This is a genomic window from Gemmatimonadaceae bacterium (assembly GCA_020846935.1).
Taxonomy (GTDB): Bacteria; Gemmatimonadota; Gemmatimonadetes; order Gemmatimonadales; family Gemmatimonadaceae; genus RBC101.
In genome coordinates this window covers 575487-591809 of the sequence record JADLCY010000011.1, presented here as the reverse complement: position 1 = coordinate 591809, position 16323 = coordinate 575487, and the positions used below count along the sequence as shown (strand labels likewise).

At 68.0% G+C, this 16323-nt stretch carries 7 protein-coding genes; 2 read left to right on the top strand and 5 right to left on the bottom strand.

Annotated features, from left to right (window positions below):
• Window positions 1-102 precede the first annotated feature (102 nt).
• The 4 genes from IT361_15010 to dnaE all read right to left on the bottom strand — a co-directional run bounded on the left by IT361_15010 (window position 103) and on the right by dnaE (window position 8168).
• The gene (locus tag IT361_15010) at window positions 103-1632 is read right to left on the bottom strand and encodes a methionine--tRNA ligase (protein MCC6318987.1); all 1530 of its coding nucleotides are present in this window, start codon (window positions 1630-1632) and stop codon (window positions 103-105) included.
• Window positions 1629-3137: a hypothetical protein gene (locus tag IT361_15005; GenBank protein ID MCC6318986.1), complete on the bottom strand. Its 1509-nt coding sequence runs from the start codon at window positions 3135-3137 to the stop codon at window positions 1629-1631. The genes IT361_15010 and IT361_15005 overlap by 4 nt, the downstream gene beginning before the upstream one ends.
• A gap of 529 nt (window positions 3138-3666) precedes the next feature.
• The gene (locus IT361_15000; protein MCC6318985.1) at window positions 3667-4635 is read right to left on the bottom strand and encodes an acetyl-CoA carboxylase carboxyltransferase subunit alpha; all 969 of its coding nucleotides are present in this window, start codon (window positions 4633-4635) and stop codon (window positions 3667-3669) included.
• A 5-nt stretch (window positions 4636-4640) separates the two neighbouring features.
• Window positions 4641-8168: a DNA polymerase III subunit alpha gene (gene dnaE / locus IT361_14995; protein ID MCC6318984.1), complete on the bottom strand. Its 3528-nt coding sequence runs from the start codon at window positions 8166-8168 to the stop codon at window positions 4641-4643.
• A gap of 380 nt (window positions 8169-8548) precedes the next feature.
• Between dnaE and IT361_14990 the strand changes: the two genes are divergently transcribed.
• A complete protein-coding gene (locus IT361_14990) occupies window positions 8549-9634 on the top strand; it encodes an aminopeptidase (GenBank protein ID MCC6318983.1) in 1086 nt (361 codons plus the stop codon).
• Between the two features lie 103 nt (window positions 9635-9737).
• Here IT361_14990 and IT361_14985 read toward each other — a convergent pair whose 3' ends face one another.
• Window positions 9738-11825, bottom strand: a complete 2088-nt coding sequence (locus IT361_14985; protein ID MCC6318982.1) for an ATP-dependent helicase — start codon at window positions 11823-11825, stop codon at window positions 9738-9740.
• Between the two features lie 687 nt (window positions 11826-12512).
• On the opposite strand from IT361_14985, the gene IT361_14980 reads away from it, so the two are divergent.
• Complete coding sequence (locus IT361_14980; GenBank protein ID MCC6318981.1) at window positions 12513-15893, top strand: Ig-like domain-containing protein; 3381 nt, start codon at window positions 12513-12515, stop codon at window positions 15891-15893.
• Window positions 15894-16323 lie beyond the last annotated feature (430 nt).

Genomic DNA, 16323 nt, shown 5'->3' with positions numbered 1-16323 from the left:
CAAGGCTTGACGTCACAGCCTCGGCGGTGACGAGGCGCACTCGACCGGGCCAGACCGGACGCAATGTCCGAGATGCAGCAACGCGTCAGTGAACGACGGTCGTCAGCCCTTCGGGAACAGTCCCGCTCCCTTGCTCACCGCCCAGCCGGCGCAATCGAGCGACGCGAGGTGCTCGAACCGCTGATCGGGCAGGTGCGACGGTGCTCCGAGCTGGCGCCACAGCTCCTCGCACTTGCCGGGCATGAACGGGTAGAGCGCCACACACTGCCGGGCGAGGTGCCGGCAGAGCGCCGCCATCGTCGCCTCGAGCGCTGGTCGCTGCGCCGGATCCTTGGCCAGCTTCCACGGCGCCTGCCGATCGACGTATTCGTTGCCGCGCGCGATCGTGCTCCACACGGCCTTGAGGCCCTCGTGCAGCAGATACCCGTCTCGTCCGTCCATGGCGGCGTGATACGCGTCGTAGTCCGTGCGGTCCGCCTCATCAAGCGAGGTTAGGGGCGCTGAGGGCACGCGGCCCTGGCAGTACTTCTCCACCATCGCGATCGAACGGCTCGCCAGGTTGCCCCAGGCATTCGCCAAGTCGGCGGTGTAGCGCTCCTCGAACCGTTCCCACGAGAAGTTGCCGTCACCATCGAACGGCACCTCACGCATGAGAAAGTAGCGAAACGCATCCACGCCGAAGCGATCGGTCGCATCCGCCAGCTCGAGCTTGACCCCCGCGGACTTGCTGAAGCGTTCGCCGCCCAGCTGCACGAACCCGTGCACCCATACCGCCTCCGGGATGGGCAAGTCTGCCGAGCGCAGCATCGCTGGCCAAACGATAGAGTGCAGCCGATTGATGTCCTTGCCCACCACGTGGACCTGGGCCGGCCACCGGTCGGCGAACGACGCGTCGGGGTACCCCGCTGCCGTGATGTAGTTGGGCAGGGCGTCGAACCATACCCACGTGCCCTGCGTCTCACCAGACGAGGAGGGCAGCGGGAAGGGCACCGCCCACGAGAGACGCGAGCGCGTGATCGAGATGTCCTCCAGCCCCTGGTCCAACAGGGCCAACATCTCGTTCCGCCGCGACTCGGGTCGCAGGAACGCTGCATTGCCCGAGATCAGGTTCCGCAGGAACTCCGCGTGTCGGGAGAGCCGGAAGAACCAGTTGCGCTCCTGCGTCCACGCCAGTTCGCGCGTGGGGTGCAGCACGCACTTGCCGTCGGCAATCTCGTTCTCGCGCTTGAACAGCTCGCACCCCACGCAGTACCACCCCTCGTACGTCTGCTCGTAGAAGTCGTCGGGGCTGATCGCGCGAATGCGTTCGATCAGTGCCACCACGCCGCGCTTGTGTGCCGCGTCCGTCGTGCGGATGAACTGATCGTTGGAGATGCCGAGCCGCGTCCACATGGCCGTGAAGCGGCCGGCGATGGCGTCCACGAACTGTTGCGGCGACAGGCCCCGGTCGGCCGCCGCCTGGGCGACCTTCTGCCCGTGTTCGTCGAGGCCGGTCAGGAAATGCACGCGATCACCGGCCAGACGCTTGTACCGGGCGATCACGTCCGCGCCGATCTTCTCGAAGGCGTGGCCCAGGTGCGGGTCACCGTTCGCGTAGTCGATCGCGGTGGTGATGTAGAACGGCCGGCTCACGAATCCGCTCCGTCGGTCGAAGGTGAGGCATCGCCGTCAGCGTCGGGGCGACGCCCTCCGCGACGGCCGCGGCGACGCCGATTGCGCCGGCGTTCCTGCCCTTCCTGAGACTCCGCGTCGCCCGCGGCCTGCGCGTCGCTTCGCTGCGGCAACGACTCGGGCTCGGCACCTTTCGCCTCGCCGCCGAAATCCCCTGCCGCCCCAGAAGACGTCTGCTGCTCCGGGCTGGTCCGTGGCGCGCGTTCGCGACGATCGCCGTCGTTTCGGCGTTCGCCGCTGCCTCGGGGTTCTCCGTCGGGTCCGCGTTCTCGGTTGCCTCGGAGATCCCGGTTGCCTCGGCGTTCTCCGTCGGGCCCGCGTTCTCGGCTGTCTCGGAGTGCTCCGCCGTCTCCGCGTTCTTCGTCGCCTCGGCGTGCTCCGGGACGCTCTCCTGACAGGCGACGCTCACCGGCATTCCGTCGTTGGTCGCGCTCGCGGCGCGGTCGCGGATCAGGCGCCGTGGCATCGGCGCGCGCGGCCGCCTCGACGTCACGCACGGGCAAGGCGCGGCGTGCCTCGTGGCCACCCGTCGGCGTTCGCGGCAGCCACGCCGGCATCTCCGAGGTGTCCTGGAGGCGCAGCACCTCATCGCTCAGCCCCTCGAACGGAATGGGTGGCGTTTCGTCTTCGATCGTGCGGTCCGGCGCTGCCTTCCACTCGCGTCGCAGCTCCGCCAGCGGAACGATGCGACTCTCCCCCTCGGCGTTCCTCAGCGTCACGCGTTCGCGGAAGATGTCGTTCGACACCACCTTCTCCTCGCCGCGTGCCGTTTCGATGATGCGTCCCTCCTTGGGGAATCGTTTGCGTTGCTGCACGTAGAAGTCGTGCTCGTAGCGCAGGCAACACATGAGCCGTCCGCACGCGCCCGAGATCTGCGTCGGGTTGAGCGAAAGCCGCTGATCGCGCGCCACGCCGAGGTTCACCGGCCGCAGGTCAGGCAGCCACGCCGCCGAGCAGTATTCGCGCCCACAGCGCCCGATGCCGCCGAGTCGCCTCGCTTCGTCGCGCACGCCGATCTGCTTGAGTTCGATGCGTGTGCGGAACATCGACGCCAGCTCGCGCACGAGATTCCTGAAGTCCACCCGCTTCTCGGCGGTGAAATAGATCGTGAGCTTGCGACGGTCCCAGCGCCACTCGGCATCCGTGAGCTTCATGACGAGCCCGTTGGCCTTCACCCGTTCCACCGCCTTGCGTCGTGCCACGTCGTCCTGCTCCCGCAACTCTTCGACGCGATGGACGTCGTCTGTCGACGCCAGGCGACGCACGCTCCTGGTCACGCCCTCCTCGGGAGCGTGAGGCACGCCCTTCAACCGCTTCTCCGCGTGTTCTCCCTGTGCATGCACATAGCCCAGGTCCTCGCCGCGATCCGCCTCGACGATGACCGGCGCCCTCGACGGGAGCGCGTCGTCAGCGTCCCAGTGAAAGAACTCCTTGCGGTTTCCCTTGAAGGCAACCTCGACGAGCATGAGCCGGTGGACGGATGAACCTGGGACGGATGGATGCCGGGAGATCGACGGATGAACGACGCGCAACACCTCGCCCTCGGCGTGGGTTGCAGCGCTCGCCATTTGAGGGGCCTCTCAAGGTTAAGCGGTCGGGGAAGCGCTCCGGGAGCCCTCCGTTTGACACGACCGCGCATGCCCAACCGCCCATCCGACCAGCGCTCGTCCGTCCTGCGTCCATCCTCGCGGACGCCGACCGTCCGGCATCGATCGGTCCGGAGCCTGCTGCGGCTCGCCGTGGCGCCAGGTCGCTTGCAATGCCTGGCGATCCTTCTCCCCGTCCATCCGCCGTGCCGCCTGGGCGTTGAGCCACGACTGCGTCATGCGTTCCTGAACGGCATCCGTCCCACGACGGCAGCGCCGCGGATGGCGCCAACCATTGGCCAGCTCATCGGGGCTCCGGCCGTCGTGCCGCGCGAACACGCGCGATGGCCCCTTCGGCGAGCGTCTGGGTCCGACTCGCTCCTCTCCACCCGCCCGTCCGTTCACGCTCCTATTCCGTGAACTTTCCCATCTTGAGGAACTTCTCCCTGCGCCGCCTGACGAGCTTTTCCGGCTTCATCTTGCGCAGCTCCTCGTACTGACGGATCAGGGCTTCCTGCAGCGCAGCGGCCGCCACTTCGTGATTGGTATGGGCGCCGCCGGCGGGTTCGGGGACGATCTCGTCAATCACGCCGAGTTCCAGCAGATCCTGCGCGGTGATCTTGAGCGCGGAGGCCGCGCGCTCGCGCATTTCCGGGCTCTTGCCGTCCTTCCACAGGATGGCGGCACAGCCCTCGACCGTGATCACCGAGTAGACCGAGTTCTCGAGCATCAGGACGCGGTCGGCGATGCCTAACGCCAATGCGCCACCCGATCCGCCCTCGCCGATCACGGTCGCGATGATCGGCACCTCGAGGTGGCTCATCTCGAACAGGTTCCGCGCGATCGCTTCGGCCTGGCCGCGCTCCTCGGCGCCCAGGCCGGCCCACGCGCCCGGCGTGTCGATGAACGTGAGGACCGGAACGTGGAACTTCTCCGCCAGCTTCATCAGGCGGAGCGCCTTGCGGTAGCCTTCGGGGTGCGGCATCCCGAAGTTGCGTCGCAGGTTCTCCTTGGTGTCACGCCCGCGCTGGTGACCGATGACCATGACCGTCTCGCCGTCCAGGCGGGCCCAGCCGCCAACGATCGCCGCGTCTTCGCGAAAGAGCCGGTCGCCATGCAGCTCGACAAAGTCCGTGAAGCAGAGGCGCAGGTAGTCCAGCGAAAACGGGCGCTTGCTGCTGCGCGCCACCTGCAGTCGCTGCAGCGGCGACAGGTTGCGATAGACCTCCGTGCGCAGTGTCGCGAGCTTCTGCTCGAGCGGCGCGATCTCCGACTCGACCGACAGCTGCTGGTCACCCGCCAGTTTCTTCAGTTCGTCGATCTGTTTCTCGAGCTCGAAGATCGGCCGTTCGAACTCGAGCGTAGGAGTACTCGCCATTCCGGTTACCCTCCGACGCGAATCAGTCGCACCCGGTCCGACCCCAGCAGCGCGCGAAGTTCTCCAAGCGCTGCGCCATTCGCGGCCACCTTGAGCGAGCGCGACCGCAATCGGGCCACGCCCCCCGTTCCATCCTCCCAACGTACCTCAACCGGCGCCGATCCGGGATGCCCTTCGAGCACGATCCGGACGTCCTGAAAGACGCCAGGCGGGAGGTCGCCCCCGATGAGAGCGCCTTCACCTGCCCGCGCCGCCGCCGGCCCGTCGACCACCAGTTCCACCGCGACCTGCCCCGCGATCCGCAGCTCTTCGAAGCGCTGCACCGACTCCACGATGAACGTCGGGTTGTCCTGTCCCTGGTCGCGGCGCGAGTAGCCACCCTTCATCAGCAGCGGCACGTCCGGCCGGATGCGATCCGCCAGCGCGGCCCAGGCTTCGGGAAACACGAGCAGTTCCGAGGATCCCGAGAAGTCCTCCACCGTGAGCCGCGCGAACTCGGCGCCGCTCCGCTTCGACACCTGCCGCTTGATCGCGGTGACGACCACACCCAGCGAGATCGAGCCCTCCTGCCACGTCCCGAGCGCCGACACGGTGTGCGACGCGAACAGCTCGCACTCGGCGCGATAGGGCTCGAGCGGGTGGCCGGAGATGTAGAACCCGAGGATTTCCTTCTCCCGAGTCAGGCGTTCCGACTCCGAGAGGTGCCCGACGTTAGGCAGCGTGAGCGCCGCGCCGTGGGGGCCCGCCCCCTCGGGGCCCTCGACCGGTTCGCCGAACAGCGACCACTGCCCGGTCTCCCGTTCGTTCTGCCGCAGCGACGCCTCCTGCAGCGCGGCGTCGAGCGTCGCCAGGTACTGCGCCCGGTGGCCGCCCAGCGTGTCGACGGCGCCCGAGTGGATCAGCGCCTCGAACACGCGCTTGTTGCACAGCCGCAGGTCGATGCGTTCGGTGAGGTCGAACAGGCTCGTGAAGGGCGCGGTCGCGCGTGCCGCCAGGATGGAGTCGATGGCCGCGCGTCCCACGTTGCGGATGGCGCCGAGCCCGAAGCGGATCCGCTTGTGGCCCACCACCGTGAACTTGTAGCCCGATTCGTTCACGTCCGGCGGCAACACGGTGATGCCCAGCTCGCGCGCTTCGTTGATGAACTTGACCACGCTATCCGTGTCGCCGATCGACGACGACAGCAGCGCCGCCATGAACTCGGCAGGATGGTGTGCCTTGAGCCACGCCGTCTGGTAGGAGATGACGGAGTAGGCGACCGAGTGCGACTTGTTGAACCCGTAGCGACCGAACGTCTCGATCTGCCCCGAGAGTTCCTCGATGATGCGCGCGTCATAGCCGCGGGCCACGGCCTTCGACACGAACTTGCCCAGCTCGACCTTGATGAGTTCCGCATCCTTCTTCCCCACCGCCTTCCGCAGCACGTCGGCCTCGGCGAGCGAGATGCCGGCGAGCACCTGCGCGATCCGCATCACCTGTTCCTGGTAGGTGATGACGCCGTACGTGGGTTCGAGGATCGCTTCGAGTTCGGGCAACGCGTAGACGATCGGCTCTTCGCCGCGCTTGCGCCGCTGGTAGACCTTGTGCATGCCGGCATCCAGCGGACCCGGACGCATCAGGGCGTTGGAGGCGACCAGATCGTCAAACCGGTCGCAGCGCATCGCGCGCAACATGTCCGTGGCCAGCGGCGACTCGAACTGGAACACGCCCACCGTGCGCCCCAGGCGCAGCATGCGGTACGTCTCGGCGTCGTCGTACGGGATGGCGTCGAGGTCCGGCGCCACGGCTCCCGTGGCCTCGATCGCGCGCAGCGTGTCGAAGATGACGGTGAGCGTGGTCAGACCCAGAAAGTCCATCTTCAACATGCCCGCCTTCTCGAGCGCGTTCATGTCGTACTGCGTGACCACCACCCGCTCGTCCGATCCACTCCCCGATCCGCGCGACTCCTGCGTGCAGATCGGCACGTAGTCGTCCAGCGGTCCTGGGGCAATGACGACGCCGGCGGCGTGCACGCCCGTGTGCCGCGACAAACCCTCGAGTGCCACGGCGTAGTCCAGCAGTTGCCGGTACCGGTCGTCCGACTCGTAGAGCTTGCGCACGTCGGCGATCTTCGCGATCGCCTCGCCAACGGTGAGCGAGAAGTTGGGCTGGTTGGGAATCAGCTTTGCGAGCGCATCGGTTTCGGCCGGGGTGAAGCCAAGCACGCGGCCCACGTCCTTCACCGCGGCGCGCGATTTCATCGTGCCGAACGTCACGATCTGGCCCACCGCTTCCTTTCCGTACTTCTCGCGCACGTATTCGATGACTTCGCCGCGCCGCTCGAAGCAGAAGTCGACGTCGATGTCGGGCATCGACACGCGCTCCGGGTTGAGGAAGCGCTCGAACAGCAGGTCGTACCTCAGCGGACAGACGTCGGTGATGCGCAGGGCGTACGCCACGAGCGACCCGGCCGCCGAGCCGCGTCCCGGACCCACCGGAATGCCGCGATCGCGCGCCGCCTTGATGAAATCCGCGACGATCAGGAAGTAGCCGGCGTATCCCGAGTCCGCGATCACCCGCAGCTCGTAGTCGAGCCGCTCCTGCACATGCGCGGGGAGCGGAACTCCGTAGCGCACACCGGCACCGGTCGATGCCAGCGAGACCAGCAACGCGTTTTCGGTGGCGGCCTCCGGCGGCAGCGGGAAGGCGGGCACGTGGTACTTCTTCGGGAACTGCACGTCGCAGGCGTCGGCGATCGCCAGTGTGTTCGCGATCACTTCCGGATGGTCCGGAAAACGCGCCGCCATCTCGGGCGCGCTCTTGAAGTACAGGCCCGCGTCGTACTTCATGCGGTCCTTGTCCTCGCGGTCCTTCCCCAGGCCAATGCAGAGCAGCACGTCGTGCGCGTCGTGGTCGTCGGCCTTGAGGAAGTGCGAGTCGTTCGTCGCGATCACCGGGACGCCCGTGCGCTTCGCCAGGTCGAGGATCCGCGTATTGAGCTGTGCCTGTCCCTCGGAATCGTGCGCCTGCACCTCCAGGTAGTAGCGGTCCGGAAAGACGTGGCGGTACCACTCGGTGACCTGGATGGCGCCATGCAGATCGCCAAGTTCCAGGTGGTGCGCGATCTCGCCCGCCATGCAGGCCGAGGAGACGATGATGCCCTCGGAGTACTGACGGAGCAGCTCGCGGTCGACACGGGGCCGCGTGTAGAAGCCCTCGGTGTACGCCAGCGACGACAGCTTCACCAGGTTGCGGTACCCCGTGAGATCGCGCGCGAGGAGCACGAGGTGGTAATACGGCTTCTGGCCCATCGCGCCGCGCGTCTTCAGTCGACGGTCGCCCGGGGCCACGTAGGCCTCCATGCCGATGATCGGCTTGACCTTCGCCTTCTTCGCCTTCTCCTGGAACTCCCACGCCGCGTGCAGGTTGCCGTGGTCCGTGATGGCCAGGGCCGGCTGCTCGAACTCCTGGGCGCGCCGGATCAGGTCATCGATGCGGTTCGCGCCATCGAGCAACGAGTATTCGGAGTGGCAGTGGAGGTGAACGAAACTCACGTCGTGGGGCGCGGGTGGGCGAGGCGAGGGGCGAGCGGGCGGGCCTTCCATACGAAGCCCGGACGGGAAGGGGAAGGCAAGAGCTTGCGCCGACTGTGGCGTCGAGGGGGCACGAACGCGGCTCCGCGCGCGCCCCGTGGCCTCGGCAAACGCGCCGGTGCGTCGCGCGGCTGTGTGTGCCGCTGCTGCGCCCCCACGCGGTGTGCGTTGATCAGCGCCGCGCCCGCTGCCCACGGGTGCGCGTCCATCCGCGCGGCGCCCGCGCCCCCACGCGTCGCACGTGCATGCGCACCTGCTTCCGCGCCCGCGCGCTTGCGCGCCGGTCGTCCGCGAAGCCGCTGCGCAGTTGAACTCCGTGCGACGCCAAACGACCTTGCGGCGTGCGACGCCTCCTTCGAATCGTCCTGCGCATCGCCGGCGTGGTCGTCGCGATCCTGCTGCTGCTCGGTGCGGTGACCGCGACGGGTCGCTACATCGCGCGTGCCGCTTGGGAGGAGGCCCATATCCTTGCCGCGCGGCGGGACATCACCGACCTGCTCGCCGATTCCGCGACGCCGCCCCGAACCGCCGCGCGCCTGCGCCTCGTCACCGACGTGCGCACCTTTGCCCTGCAGCACATCGGGCTCCGCGCCGCACGGGAGTTCACCACCTTCGTGCAACTCGACCGGGACACCCTGGTGCTGGTGCTCTCGGCGTCACGGCGCGACACCCTGGCCGCACACACGTGGTGGTTTCCGGTCGTGGGGCGGTTTCCCTACAAGGGCTTCTTCGACTTCGAGCTCGCCGCACGCACCGCGGCGTCGATGCGCGAGGCGGGCTTCGACACCTACCTGCGGCCTGCCTCGGCGTTTTCTACGCTCGGGTGGTTCGACGACCCGCTGCTGTCGACCACGATCGCGCAGGATTCTGCCGGCCTGGCGGCCACGGTCATCCACGAGCTGCTGCACACCACGCTCTTCGTGAAGGGGTCGGTGGTGTTCAACGAATCCTTCGCGAGCTTCGTCGGCGCCCGCGGCGCGGCGGAGTTCTTCCGCCGGCGCGGAGACGCTCACATGGCGCGCCGCGCCGATCTCGAATGGGAGGATGACAAGCTGCTGGGTGCCTTCTGGGAAGCCACCGCGAGCAAGATCGACAGCGTGTTCGCCGTGCCCGGGCGCACGTCGAGCGCCCGCATCGCCGCGCGCGACTCGGTCTACGGGGTCATGCGTGCGGTCCTGCGTCGGGACATCGCGCCGCGCCTGCGAACCCTCGACGGCGCCAGGCTCTCGCGCCTGCAGCTCGACAACGCCGCGCTGCTGGCCCGCCGCACGTATGCCTCCGAGCTCTACCTGTTCGACGAGCTCCACCGGCGGAATGGCGGCGACCTGGCATCGACCATCACCCTCGTCAGGCGCCTGGTGGCCACCGCGAGTGATCCCTATGCCGCACTGCGGTCGTGGATGGAGCGGCCCGAAGCGCGGCGATGAGCGGGTATGGTCTCGGGCAGGCGCTGACGCCACGCGCCCCGCCATGAATCGCCATGCCAGGATCCGAGATGCACCGTGCCTCGAACCGGCCCCCGTCAACGGTTCAGCGCGCGCCGAATCTCCCGCGCATGATGGCGCGCAGGTCGATCGGCGCCTGGGGCTCCGGCGGCGGCGCGTCGGGCGCTTCGACCTGTGGAACCACGCGTTCCATCAGTCCGCGGACCTCACGGTCGATGAACCGCGAGAGCTGGTCGATGGAATAGTCGGCGCCGCGGCGCGACGCATACGCGTGGAGCGGGTAGGTCACGGCCAGGTGATTGCGGGCCCGCGTCATCGCCACGTACATGAGCCGCCGCTCCTCTTCCAGTTCCTCGTCGCTGCCTAACGACCGCGACATCGGAAACCAGCCGTCCACCGCCCAGATCAGGAATACCGCGTCCCACTCCTTGCCCTTGGCGCTGTGCACCGTCGAGATCACCAGCGCGTCGGTGTCGTCATCGCTCGGCCCGAAGCCCAGATCCTGCGTCGCCTGCGGCGGTTCGAGCGCCAGCGACGAGAGGAAGCTCGCGCGGCTCGGGTAGCCGCTGGCGATTACCTGCAGCTGTTCCAGGTCCGAGAGCCGCGGTTCGATCCGGTCGTACTTCTCGCGCAGGATATCGTCGTAGAGCGTCCGGATGCGGGCGATGTCGCGGCCCACCGAACCCTCCGTCTCGTCAGGCAGGCCGAGCCGGCCGAGCAGCGTGCCCAGCGCCGCCTGCGCGGCGCGGGCGCGTGGCGGCACCGGGACCGACGCAAACGCCCGCGGGTCCCAGCCGCGATCCGCCATTGCGGTGATCGTCTCGCGCGCCGTCGAGTCTCCAATGCCCGGCAGCAGCAACAGGATGCGGTACCAGCTCACCTCGTCGCGTGGGTTTTCCAGCACCCGGAGAAACGCCAGCACGTCCTTCACGTGGGCCGCTTCGAGGAACTTGAGGCCGCCCCACTTCTCGAACGGGATCTTGCGGTTGGTCAGCTCGATCTCGAGGTCGGCCGACATGTACCCGGCGCGAATCAGCACCGCCATCTCACCCAGCGGCATCCCCTGCTCGTGCAGCTCGAGGATCCGCTCGACCACGAACCGCGTTTGCTGCTGCTCATCCTGAATGGAAACGAGCCACGGTCGCTCACCGCCTTCCCGCTTCGTCCAGAGGTTCTTGGTGAAGCGCTCCTCGGCCCTGGCGATCAGGGCGTTGGTCGCATCGAGGATCGGCTGCGTCGAACGGTAGTTCTCCTCGAGCGTGACGATCGTCGTCCCGTCGAAGGTGCGCGGGAAGTCGAGGATGTTGCGGAAGGATGCGCCGCGAAAGCTGTAGATGCTCTGCGCGTCGTCGCCAACCACCGCGATGTTGCCGTGCGGGCGCGCCATGCCCTGGAGCACGCGCGCCTGCAGGACGTTGGTATCCTGGTACTCGTCGACCAGGATGTGGTCGTAGAGGCCGGCGAGCCGGGCGGCGAGGCTCGCCGATGACTCGAGCATGGCGAGCCAGAAGAGCAGGAGGTCGTCGTAGTCGACCAGGTTGCGAGCGGCCTTGCGATCCGTGTAGTCCGCGAAGATCGCCGAGATGGCGTCGAGATACTCGACGAACGGCGGGAACTCGTCGCGGAGAATGCCGTCGATCGGCAGATCGGTGTTGACGTGCCTCGAGTAGATGTAGTGCAGCGATTCCTTCTTCGGGAACCGCTTCTTCTTTGCGTCGGCGAATCCCAGGTGGGCCCGGGAGAGCTGCATGAGATCTTCGGCGTCCCCCTGGTCCATGATGGAGAAGTCCGCGGGGACGCCGGCGGCGGCGCCAAAGCGGCGTAGCAGCCGGTGCCCCGTGGCGTGGAAGGTGCCCCCGTGGACCTGCCGGCTGGCCGAGCCGACGAGGCGTTCGACGCGCTGGAGCATGTCCTGGGCAGCGCGGCGCGTGAAGGTGAGGAGCAGGATGCGCTCCGGCGGGATGCCGCGCCGGATGAGGTCCGCGACGCGGTACGTGAGGGTCCGCGTCTTTCCGGTGCCCGCGCCCGCGATGATGAGGAGGGGCCCATTACCAAACGTGGCCGCGGCAGCCTGCTCGGCGTTGAGTTCGGCGGCGAGATCCCGGTCGGCCCTGGTGAGGGGGTCGTTCCGGCTGGGATAGATGCGAGGGGCGGGGTCCGGCGCGTGGGGCACGGCGGGAAAGCTGCGGCGTTTCTTCGGGTGGGGAAAGGTGTTCGGGCGAAAACGGGGGGCGGCGGAGCGCGGGCGGCGTTGGTACACGGTATCCACGCGCCATCCATCTGAGCGTCCCAAGTTGCCCGCCTGACGAGCCGATCGTCATGGGGGGTCAACTCGTCAGGCAGGGGAGGGTTCTGCCTAGGGGAAATTCACTCTGGCGCGGGGTGCCTGACGAGCGTACATTCGCGCCGCGATTGCGACAGTGTGACCGACGGCGCCACCACGCACCCCGGACGCAGGAGCGCGGGAGGTCATGGGTCGCAGGGCGAGACAGACCGCGAGGGTGACCTGGCGGGGCAGGACCCGGAGCACCGGAGTGGGGCAGGGCGAATGGAAAGCCAAGCGTGGCTTTCGTTTGCCTTGACCCCCTTTCGGCTCGGGGGTATTTTGACTGGCTGTGGACTTGGGCCTGCGATGGGTCCACGGGCTGCTCGAAAATCGAAGTGACCGCCGGGAGCAAGGTGGGGTCTCCAGTCTAGACGGAGGCCGCGCTGCGCCTCCCGTCGGCGCTTGTCCGTCGGGCGGCAGGAGGTGCGGGTCGCAGCGGCACAGCATGGCAGGACGCAACAAGTGGTAGGTCAGCAGGTCGTTCGTATGTGGTTCACGGCAGCACAATCTCATCTCTGCAGAAGGGGGAAAAGAATGCAGAAACTCTCTCGGTCGTTCATCGCACTCGCCGGGCTTGCGGCCTTGGCGGCTTGCGGTGACGACGTATCCATCGCCGCTCCTACGCCGACGCCGGTTGCGGTCGTCGGGGTGACGGTGAGCCCATCGACGCTCTCGCTCAAGGTTGGCGAGTCGGCGACCCTCGGCGTCAGCGTCGAGACCACGGGTGGCGCCGCCACGACCGTGGCTTGGTCGTCCTCGACGCCTGCGGTCGCGTCGGTCAACGCCACCACCGGTCAGGTCACCGCGGTTGCGGCTGGTAACACCACGGTCCGCGCGGTCTCCACGGTCGATGCGTCCAAGTCGGGCGCGGCGCAGGTGAACGTCACGGCGCTGGCCGTTCGCAGCGTCTCGGTGTCGCCGCAGGCGCTGAATCTCCAGGTCGGCCAGACGGCCACCGCGGTTGCGACGGTTGATCGCGATGCGGGCGTCGCCGGCACGGTGAACTGGGCCTCGAACAACGCCGCGGTCGCGACCGTGAACCAGACCTCCGGTCTGATCACGGCGGTTGCCGCTGGTACGTCGGTCATCACGGCCACCTCGACGGTCGACAACACGAAGTCGGCTGCCCTCGCGGTGACGGTCGTGGCCGTTCCGAACAACCTGACGGCTCTCACGGTTGCGCCGACCACGGCCAACCTGGGCATCGGCTCGACCGTCCAGCTCGTTCCGAGCGCCACGACGGTTGGCACGCCGACGGTCACGTACACCTACGCGACGTCCAACACGCTCGTCGCCACGGTCAGCACCACCGGCCTCGTGACGGCGGTTGGCAACGGCACCGCGGTCATCACGACCACGGCCGCCACCAACACCAACTCGCTGTCCGTCGCTACGACGATCAACGTCGCCAGCGCCTCGGTCTCGATCTCCTCGATCACGACCGGCGCCACGAACGTTCCGGTGAACATCGCGAACGTCGCCGGCCAGATCGAAGTCACGATGAACATCTCGGCGGGCAACCAGACGCTTGACTCGGTCCGCGTGAAGCTCGGCAGCAAGTCGGCCGCTTCGCAGGCCTTCACGGTCAATGGTGCCCCGAACGCCCCGGTGACGCTCTCCATCAACACCGCGGCCTACACCATCAACGCCGACTCCACCTCGACCGTCAGCTTCCTGAACGGTTCGACGGGCGTGCAGGCGGAACTGTTCGTGACGGCTGCTTCGGGCCCGACGGCTTCGAACACCATCACGATCAACCTGAACAACACCGACACGTTCCACGCGCGCTGGACCCTGCCGAGCAACACGGCGGTGTCGGGCGTGGGCCTCCTGTGGTACGGCGGCCCGGGCACCTCGACCACGGTCAACACGATCCCGGTCATGTACTCGGGTAACACGATCACCCAGGCCACGATCCACCTGGACGACGCCTCGATCGACGGCAACGCGAGCCTCTGCGGCGCCGCGGTGACCGACACGGCGGCTCCGTTCACGGCCACGTTCAGCTGCACCGGCCTGACCAACGTCAACGTGCAGCCGGGCGTCGCCGCCTCGCTCCGCGCTGATGGCAACGCCGGCCCCGCGGCCGTCGTCGGCATCGACCCGGTCGGCGCGCCGATCGGTACGCTCTTCGCGAACGCCGCGCTCATGGTGCAGGCCGCCGCGATCCCGGTTCGCATCGACGTCGCTGGTCCGGGCACCGCGACCTACGCCTTCGTTGCGGCCACCACCAACGACTACTGGGCCAACGCGGCCTTCCGTCACGACACCTCGTCGGCTGGCCTTCTGGCCCGTGGTCGCGCGGTTGACGGCGGCGTCGGCACTGCTGCCGCCTCGACGGACGTGTACGAGTACGAAGATCGCGCGGTCTCCGGCACGGCGTGGGTCACGCACGTTGCCAACACCACGAACATCCCCGAAAACCCGGTCGACTTCACGGTCAACGCCTACAACGGCCGCGTGACCGAGAAGGATCTCCTGGGCAACGCCAGCATCACGTACCTCGGCAGCACCAGCACGTCGCCGGGCACGCAGAACTTCGGCGTTGACGTCACGGCGCCCACGCTCGACTACCTCACGGCCACCGTGGGCTCGGGCGAGCCGCGCATCCTGCTCCCGGCGCTCGACACCCTTGGCAACACCAAGGTCCTGTCGAACCAGGGCAACGTGCTCAACACGATTCGCGCTGACTCCGGCTACTTCGGCGTCCGCTATCGTGACACGCGTTCGGGCTTCGGCACGACCATTGGCGCCGAGCCGCAGTTCGTCAAGATCACGCGCCTCGCCGCGTCCGGCCCGACCTGCATCGTCGGCGTCGGTTCGAGCTGCGCGCCGGCCCGCCGCCTCGGCGCGGTCGACGTGAACGACAACACGTACCGCCGCGACACCGCGAGCGTGTACGGCACGGGCATCAACGCGTCGGGCGGCAGCACTGGCCGCGTCAACGCGCTGTACCCGTCCGCCACGAACACGGACTCGGCCGGCTACTACACCTACGAGACCAGCGTCGTTGACCGTGCCGGTAACAGCTCGGGCACCGTGACGAAGACGGTCGCCGTGGATGTGGCCACTCCGCTCATCACGGGCATCGGCTTCCCGGCCATCCTCACGGGTGGTGCTTCGGTTGCCTTTGTGCCGAATGCGACGGACGAACTCGAAGTGCTCGATGGCGCCCTCGGCGTCCGTTACCCGGCGATGACCGGTCCTGACGGCGCTGGTGCCGACACCCTGTACTTCCCGCGTGCGTTCTTCACGGACTACAAGGCGCCGTTCTCGGGTGCCCCGCTGTCCAGCGTGGTTGGTGGTCTGGCTCCGTTCGGCGCTGCTGGCCTGACGCTGCCGATCAACTTCCTCCGCGGTATCGACTCGGTCGCCACGCTCGATTCGCTCCCGCCGGTGGCCAACAACGCGAACTACAAGCCGATCGGTGTGGTCGCGCAGGTCTATGACATCCGCGCCTACACCCCGAGCACGGTGGTCTACACGACGCCGCCGTTCGTGTCAGCCTTCTTCGGTGCCCCGATCCTCGCGGGTCAGGTGCCGGCCGGTTCGCCGATCTCCTCGCTCGGCGCCGGTGGCAAGTGGTTCGTCTTCGGTGTGGGCACCACGGGCAGCGCCATCCAGGCCCGCGCCCTCACCAGCACGGTCATCACGAACGTGCCGTTCCCGCAGGTTGGGTTCTTCCGCTACTCCACGGCCGGCAGCGAAGGCCGCTGGGTGTACCTCGGAAAGGTCGACGCGGTCCCGGGCACCAACCCGACGATCTTCGACCAGGGCTCCAACCGGTTCTGGACGTACACGCTCAGCGGTGTCTCCCCGGCGGTTGCCGCGGGTGACGTCATCCGCGCGGTGGGTATGACCACGGCTGGCGACGGTCTCTCGACCGGCTCCTGCGTCAAGGGCACGAACTGCTAACGCAGCTCAACGCCTGAAGCTCGAAACAACGGGCTCCGCCGAAAGGCGGGGCCCGTTGTGCATTCAGGGCCACACCGCCCGCGATTGTCCGAACCAACGCGCCGCTGCTCGGCAGCGCGCGACGTGCCGAAGTCTCCAACCGCGGGTGCACCCCGCACCGCGCCCACGAAGCGTGGCGCACCCGCAAAGTGCCGCTACTCGACGGGCGCGACTTGCCGGAGTCTCGAGCGGCGGCACACCCCGCAACGCACGCAAAGCGCATCGCACCCTCAAAGTGCCGCTACTTGACGGGCGCGACCTGCCGGAGTCTCAGGCGGCGGCTCACCCCGCAACGCGCGCGCAGCGCAGCACCCTCAAAGCGCCGCTGTCGATGAGCGCGACTCGCCGGCGCCGCAGGCGGCGGCTCAACCCCGAGGCGCGCGCGCAAAAG

Coding starts and splice junctions, on each gene's coding strand:
- IT361_14980 (MCC6318981.1), top strand. CDS start 12,513: ATGCAGAAACTCTCTCGGTCGTTCATCGCACTCGCCGGGCTTGCGGCC.
- IT361_15005 (MCC6318986.1), bottom strand. CDS start 3,137: ATGCTCGTCGAGGTTGCCTTCAAGGGAAACCGCAAGGAGTTCTTTCAC.
- IT361_15000 (MCC6318985.1), bottom strand. CDS start 4,635: ATGGCGAGTACTCCTACGCTCGAGTTCGAACGGCCGATCTTCGAGCTC.